The following is a 6,088-nucleotide window of genomic DNA, read 5'->3' as shown; positions in this document are numbered from 1 at the left end:
ACGGCGGGCGGTCGCGGACGCCCGACTCACACGAACACGCCCGCCCTGCCCTGGCCCCCGGCCCCGGCCCCGGGCCCGGCCACCGGCCCTGGTCCCGGCCCCGGCACGAACCCGGGCGGCTTCGGCCTCGGCGGGCGGTCGCGGACGCCCGAGTCACACGAACACGCCCGCCCTGCCCTGGCCCCGGCTCCGGCTCCGGCCCCGGCCCCCGGCCCGGCTCGCCCCGGCCCCGCCTAGAACACCTCGCCCAGCGCCTCGGCGAAGACCTGCTCGGGGTCGCGGACGAACCCGCGCCGGGCGAACCAGGCGCAGACGTTGCGGCAGTCGCGTTCGAGCAGCTCGACGCCGGTCGGGTTGCTCGCGACGTCGACGAGCTGGGGCACGTCGATGGCGACGACCCGTCCGTCGTGGACGAGCAGGTTGTACGGCGAGAGGTCCCCGTGCGCGAAGCCGGCCCGGGCGAAGCCGATCACGATCTCGTGCACCTGCTCGAACAGCGGCCAGAGGGTGGCGCCGTCGTCCTTGACCTGGGCGAGGCGTGGCGCGGCTTCGACCCCGTGCCCGATGAACTCCATCAGGATCTCGGTGCCGCTGATCTGCACCGGGTACGGCACGGCGACGCCGAGGGAGTGCATGCGGCAGAGCGCGTCGAACTCGGCCGCGGCCCAGAGTCCGGCCTGCACCCGGCGCCCGTGGGCCGACCCGCGTGCCATCGCTCGGCCGTCGCGGGTGTTGCGGACGCGACGGCCCTCGCGGTACTCGGACGAGCGGTGGAAGTCGCTCTGCTCAGGCCCGCGGTACCGCTTCGCGGCCAGTAAGGAGGCGCGGGCTCCGTCACCGGCGCCCAGAACGACGTCCGCCGGCACGGCTCGGTCGATCAGGTGGACGTCGGCCTCCTTGCCGGACTTGACGACGCCGAGCTCGGTGTCGATCGCGGCGGCGGAGGTGACGACCCAATCGGGCCACGGCCGGGGCCCGCGTTCGGTGGGGGTGGCGGCCGGCCAGGTGGACCAGCGTTGGTCGGCGTCGGGATCGACGGCGGAGAAGGCGGGTACGACGAAATCGTCGGAGAAGGTCAAGCTGTGCTCCAGGGGAGGCGTGAGACCGGCCCGGCGGACGCGACGAGCGTCGCGCGACTGTCGCTACGGGCGGAGGGTCTCGGGGTGAGTGGGGTACGCGTGGTGTGCGTTGACGGCAGTCATGCTCATCACCCCTCTCGTGGAGTGTCTCGTGGCCCGGCCAGCTCGTGGCCCTGGTCCGCTCACGGTACCGCGCCGCGCCTCCCCTGTCGACGGTCGTTCTCCCGCCGGCCGCCGGTCGAGTGGTCCCGAATCGTTGCTCGTCGACGCGTGAAGGACGATTCGAGACCACTCGATCGTCGCCGTGCGTGACACGCGCGGGGCGCGGGGCGCGTGACGCGCGGGCGCGGGGCGCGACGCGCCTCACGACAGCAAGCGACGGACGCGGGCGACGAGTTCGTCCGCCCGGCGCCCGTGCAGGTCGTCGTCCGTGCAACGGACGGTGCGCCAACCGGCATCGGCGAACCTCTCACGGCGCCGGATGTCCCGCCGGAACCTCGACGGGTCACGACGGTGCTCGTCGCCCTCGTATTCGATCGCGACCCTGCACCACGCGTACCGGAGGTCGGGCTTGCCGAGGTATCGCCCGTCCTGGTCGAATGTACGGATGTTGATCTCGGGTTCGGGGAGTCCCGCCCGGGTCAGGAGCAGACGAAGTTCGGTCTCCTTCGGCGACTCGACCCCTGGCCGCACCAGCGCTCGAGCCTCTCGCAGGCTCGTGATGCCGCGAATTCGTCCGACCTCGAGGATCGCTCGGTCCAGGTCGCCGAGTCGCCGGCGCCGCGCCTCGGGCAGGGGCGACCACGATCCGGCGAGGGCGTCACCGACCCGGACGAGTTCGTCGAGGGACAACAGCTGCCCTGAGCGCACCCACGCCGAGATCGGCTCAGCGACCGGGAGCCCGTCGACGAGTCCCAGCAGCTCGGGAGCGGCGCGATGTCCCACGACACCGTTCCGACGGACGCTACGTCCCGTCGAACTGCTCACGTGCAGCGGCTCCTGCCCGCGGTCCACCCTGGCGGGGACGGGCAACCCCCAGAGCGCCAGGGCCGTGACGTGGGAGAAACACCACCCGTCGATCATGACCGGCACCAAGCCTCGGGCCCTGTCGGCGACGGTCTCGATCGGGTGTCCGCCGGCGGCGACCCTCACCCCGTGGTGTGGTCGCGCGAGATCCGGCCCCCGCATCCTCTCGGTACCGAGACCCGCGGCCCTGCCCTGCGCGACGGAGAAGGGCTGTTCGAGTTCTCGGGGGATGGCGATCCGGGGCATGACGCGACCCTGTCGGCAGAACCCGACCCGCACCTCCTCTCGTGACGTCTCTGTGCACGACCGCCCCCCTTCGCTCGATGGGGACGAGCAGTTCGCGTCCCACCGAGCGGTCGAGTGGTCCCAAATCGTCCTTCGTGACGTGGGGAAGGACGATTCGGGACCACTCGACCCCCGACGCGAGACGCGAGACGCGAGACGCGAGACGCGAGGGCCCCGGGCGCGACGGAGGGCCGCCGCCCGGGATGACCCGGGGCGACGGCCCTCGCGTGGTGCGGCGTGCGGAGTGCGGCGTGACCGCAGACGACCTACTGCAGGTAGAGCTGCAGGTCCTGGCTGACGGCCTTCGCGAACATGCGGAGGCGGGCACGGCTCTCGACGCGCGAGACGGCTTGGCGCGACGAGTGCACGCGCTTCGAGATCTCGTCGAGGGTCATCGGCTGGTCGTCGTCGAGGCCGAAGCGCATGCGGATCACGCGCGCCTCGTCCTCGGGCAGCGTCGCCACGAGGGCGTGCATGTCGCGGTTGAGCAGCGAGCTCTCGGTGGCCTGCGTGGGCGACGGGGTCTCTTCGTCCTCGATGAAGTCGCCCAGCTCGCTGTCTTCGGCGTCGCCGACGACGGTGTGGATCGACACCGGCTCGTGCGACCGCGACTTGAGCTCGATCAGGTCGGCGACGTCCATGGCGACCTCTTCGGCCACCTCGTCGACGGTGGGCGCACGGCCCAGGTCGACGGTCAGGTCACGCTCGGCCCGCGAGATGCGGTTGATGCGCTCGACCGTGTGCACCGGGATGCGGATGGCGCGCGCCTTGTCGGCGAGGCCGCGGGCGATGGCCTGACGGATCCACCAGGTGGCGTAGGTCGAGAACTTGTAGCCCTGCGTGTAGTCGAACTTCTCGACGGCACGGACCAGCCCGAGGTTGCCCTCTTGGATGACGTCCATGAAGGGCAGGCCGCGCTGCGTGTAGCGCTTGGCGATGCTGACGACGAGGCGGAGGTTCGCGGTGATCATGCGGTCCTTGGCACGCTCGCCGTCGTGCTGCAGCCAGCGGAGGTCGCGGAGGATCTCGGCGTGGGCCTTGGTGCGGTTCTTCTTGACCGCGTCGGCCGCCTGCAGCTCTTTGAGCTTCTCGCCGGCGAACAGGCCGACCTCGATGCGGCGGGCGATCTCGGTCTCTTCCGCTGCGTCGAGCAGCGGCATGCGGCCGATGTGGCGGAGGTAGTCGCCGACCTGGTCGGTGGAGGCCCCTCGGACCTGCGACAGGACCTCGACCTCGGTGTCGTCGGTGGCTGTGGTGGTGTTGCGCGTGGTGACGGAAGTGGTCGTCATCGTTCTCTCCCTGCTCGAGTACTGACCTGGTGTCGCGTCGATTAGTTCGTGAAGCTCGTCGGCGTACTTCGAGTCTGGCGTGCGGAGGCGTGCGGGAAAAAGCTGGTGCAGGCCCTGACGGGACTACTCCGAGCGCACGTCCAGAGTTTCGACGTCGACGGGGTACGAAGGCGAACGACGTTTGACAGCAGCCACGATCGGGTATAGGCGACCGCTATCACGCCGGGGGTACACATTCCCAGGTCGCTCACCGGAAACTCGGCCGCTGATCTGTCGGGGTACGACGAACGGCACCGCGAGCCCAGGAGGCGCGGTGCCGTGACCCGAGGACGCGCGCGTCGGCGACGCACCCCGGTGGTGGGACGGACCGAGGTCAGACCGCGCTGCGACCGCTGCGGTCGGCGCGACCGCTGCGGTCGGCTCGGTCGGCCCGAGCGGCGACGCCGGCGCGGTCGGCCAGGTCGGCCAGGTCGCGCGACTCGGCGCGCTCTTCGGCCTCGGCCTTGGCGCGCTCTTCGGCCTCGACCCTGGCGTAGACGGCACGCTCGGTGCGGTCGGAGCGCAGCAGTGCCCTGACGATGAACCAGAAGATGAGGCCCACGACGATGGTGGGCGTCACGGAGAAGACGATGGCTCCGGCAAGGGACTCAGGCACCCGACCAGGGTACGTCGCCCTCCCGGGGAAAACCACGTGCACCTCTCGACGACGAGACGACGGAGGCGCGGTGCCCGACCGGCACCGCGCCTCCTGCACTCGAGCACTCGAGCACTCGAGCACCCGACGAACCACGTTCCGCGCGATGAACCACGAAGACACGGGGTTCATCGCGCGGAACGTGGTTCCCGGGCGGACGGGCAGACTCGCCGTTCGCCGCCTACTTGACCAGCGGGAAGAGGATCGTCTCGCGGATGCCGAGGCCCGTGATCGCCATCAGCAGGCGGTCGATGCCCATGCCCATGCCGCCGCTCGGCGGCATGCCGTGCTCGAGCGCGGTGAGGAAGTCGTCGTCGAGGCGCATGGCCTCGGCGTCGCCGCGGGCCGAGAGGGCGGCCTGCTCGACGAAGCGCTCGCGCTGGATGACGGGGTCGACCAGCTCGGAGTACGCGGTGGCGAGCTCGAAGCCGCGGACGTAGAGGTCCCACTTCTCGACGACACCGGGCTTCGAGCGGTGCTGGCGGACGAGCGGGCTCGTGTCGACCGGGAAGTCGACCACGAAGGTCGGGCGGTCGAGCGACGGCTTGACGAAGTGCTCCCAGAGCTCTTCGACGAGCTTGCCGTGGGTCTCGTGTGGCACGACGAGGTCGACCGTGGCGGCGAGCGCCTGCAGGTCGGCGACGGTGGTCGACGGCGTGATCTCGACTCCGGCGGCCTCGCTGAGCGACTCGTACATCGGCACGCGGGCCCATTCGCCGCCGAGGTCGTACTCGGTGCCGTCGGCCAGGGTGACGAGGTGCGAACCGGACACGGCCATGGCGGCGTTCTGCACGAGCTCTTGCGTGAGTCGGGCCATCTGGTCGTAGTCGCCGTAGGCCTGGTACGCCTCGACCATCGCGAACTCGGGCGAGTGCGTCGAGTCGGCGCCTTCGTTGCGGAAGTTGCGGTTGATCTCGAAGACGCGGTCGATGCCGCCGACGACGGCCCGCTTGAGGAACAGCTCGGGCGCGATGCGCAAGTACAGCTCGGTGTCGAACGCGTTGCTGTGCGTCTGGAACGGACGGGCCGCGGCGCCGCCGTGCATCGTCTGCAGCATGGGCGTCTCGACCTCGAGGTACTCGTACGAGTCGAAGGTGCGGCGCAGCGACGAGACCGCAGCGGCCCGGGCGCGGACGGTGGCGCGGGCCTGGTCGCGCACGATCAGGTCGAGGTAGCGCTGGCGCACGCGCGTCTCTTCGCTGAGCTCGGAGTGCAGGTTCGGCAGCGGCAGGATCGCCTTGGCCGCGATGGACCACTCGGTGACCATGATCGACAGCTCGCCGCGACGCGACGAGATGACCTCGCCCTTGACGAAGACGTGGTCGCCCAGGTCGACCAGCTCTTTCCAGTCGGCGAGGCGCTGCTCGCCCACCTCGGCCAGCGAGACCATGGCCTGGATGCGGCTGCCGTCGCCCGCCTGCAGCGCGGCGAAGCAGAGCTTGCCGGTGTTGCGGGCGTGCACGACGCGACCGGCGAGGCCGACGACGTCACCCGAGCGGCTGTCGGTCTCGAGCTCGGCGTAACGGGCGCGGACCGCACCGATCGTGTCGGTGATCGGCACGCCGACCGGGTACGCCTCGACGCCGGCCTCGAGCAGGCGGGCGCGCTTGTCGAGTCGCACCTGCTTCTGCTCCGACGCCTCGCGCGCGGCGGTGGCCGCCTCGTCGTCGGGGGTGGTGGTCGGGTCGGGCGCGGCGGTCATGTGTCAGGGGCGT

The 6,088-nt window shown here is 71.0% G+C and carries 5 protein-coding genes; all 5 read right to left on the bottom strand.

Translation table 11 applies throughout. From position 1 onward, the window contains the following. Positions 1–233 precede the first annotated feature (233 nt). Entirely contained in the window at positions 234–1,079 is an 846-nt protein-coding gene (locus tag SZ60_RS13895) for a serine protein kinase RIO (RefSeq protein ID WP_043596860.1), read from the bottom strand. 363 nt (positions 1,080–1,442) lie between these two features. Next, positions 1,443–2,024, bottom strand: coding sequence for a hypothetical protein (locus tag SZ60_RS13890; RefSeq protein ID WP_156155618.1), 582 nt, complete (start codon positions 2,022–2,024; stop codon positions 1,443–1,445). A gap of 632 nt (positions 2,025–2,656) precedes the next feature. Beyond that, positions 2,657–3,679, bottom strand: a complete 1,023-nt coding sequence (locus tag SZ60_RS13885; protein WP_043596858.1) for a sigma-70 family RNA polymerase sigma factor — start codon at positions 3,677–3,679, stop codon at positions 2,657–2,659. Positions 3,680–4,052: 373 nt separating this feature from the next. Next, positions 4,053–4,334 carry a hypothetical protein gene (locus SZ60_RS16985; RefSeq protein ID WP_082060173.1) on the bottom strand — a complete coding sequence of 94 codons (282 nt, stop codon included), beginning with the start codon at positions 4,332–4,334 and terminating at the stop codon, positions 4,053–4,055. Positions 4,335–4,554: 220 nt separating this feature from the next. After that, complete coding sequence (gene lysS, locus SZ60_RS13875) at positions 4,555–6,075, bottom strand: lysine--tRNA ligase (RefSeq protein ID WP_043596857.1); 1,521 nt, start codon at positions 6,073–6,075, stop codon at positions 4,555–4,557. Between the last annotated feature and the right edge of the window lie 13 nt (positions 6,076–6,088).

The organism is Frigoribacterium sp. MEB024 (genome assembly GCF_000878135.1).
Classification (GTDB): domain Bacteria; phylum Actinomycetota; class Actinomycetes; order Actinomycetales; family Microbacteriaceae; genus Frigoribacterium.
Note: the sequence above shows the minus strand (reverse complement) of the source record. Positions and strands in the feature narration are given on the sequence as shown.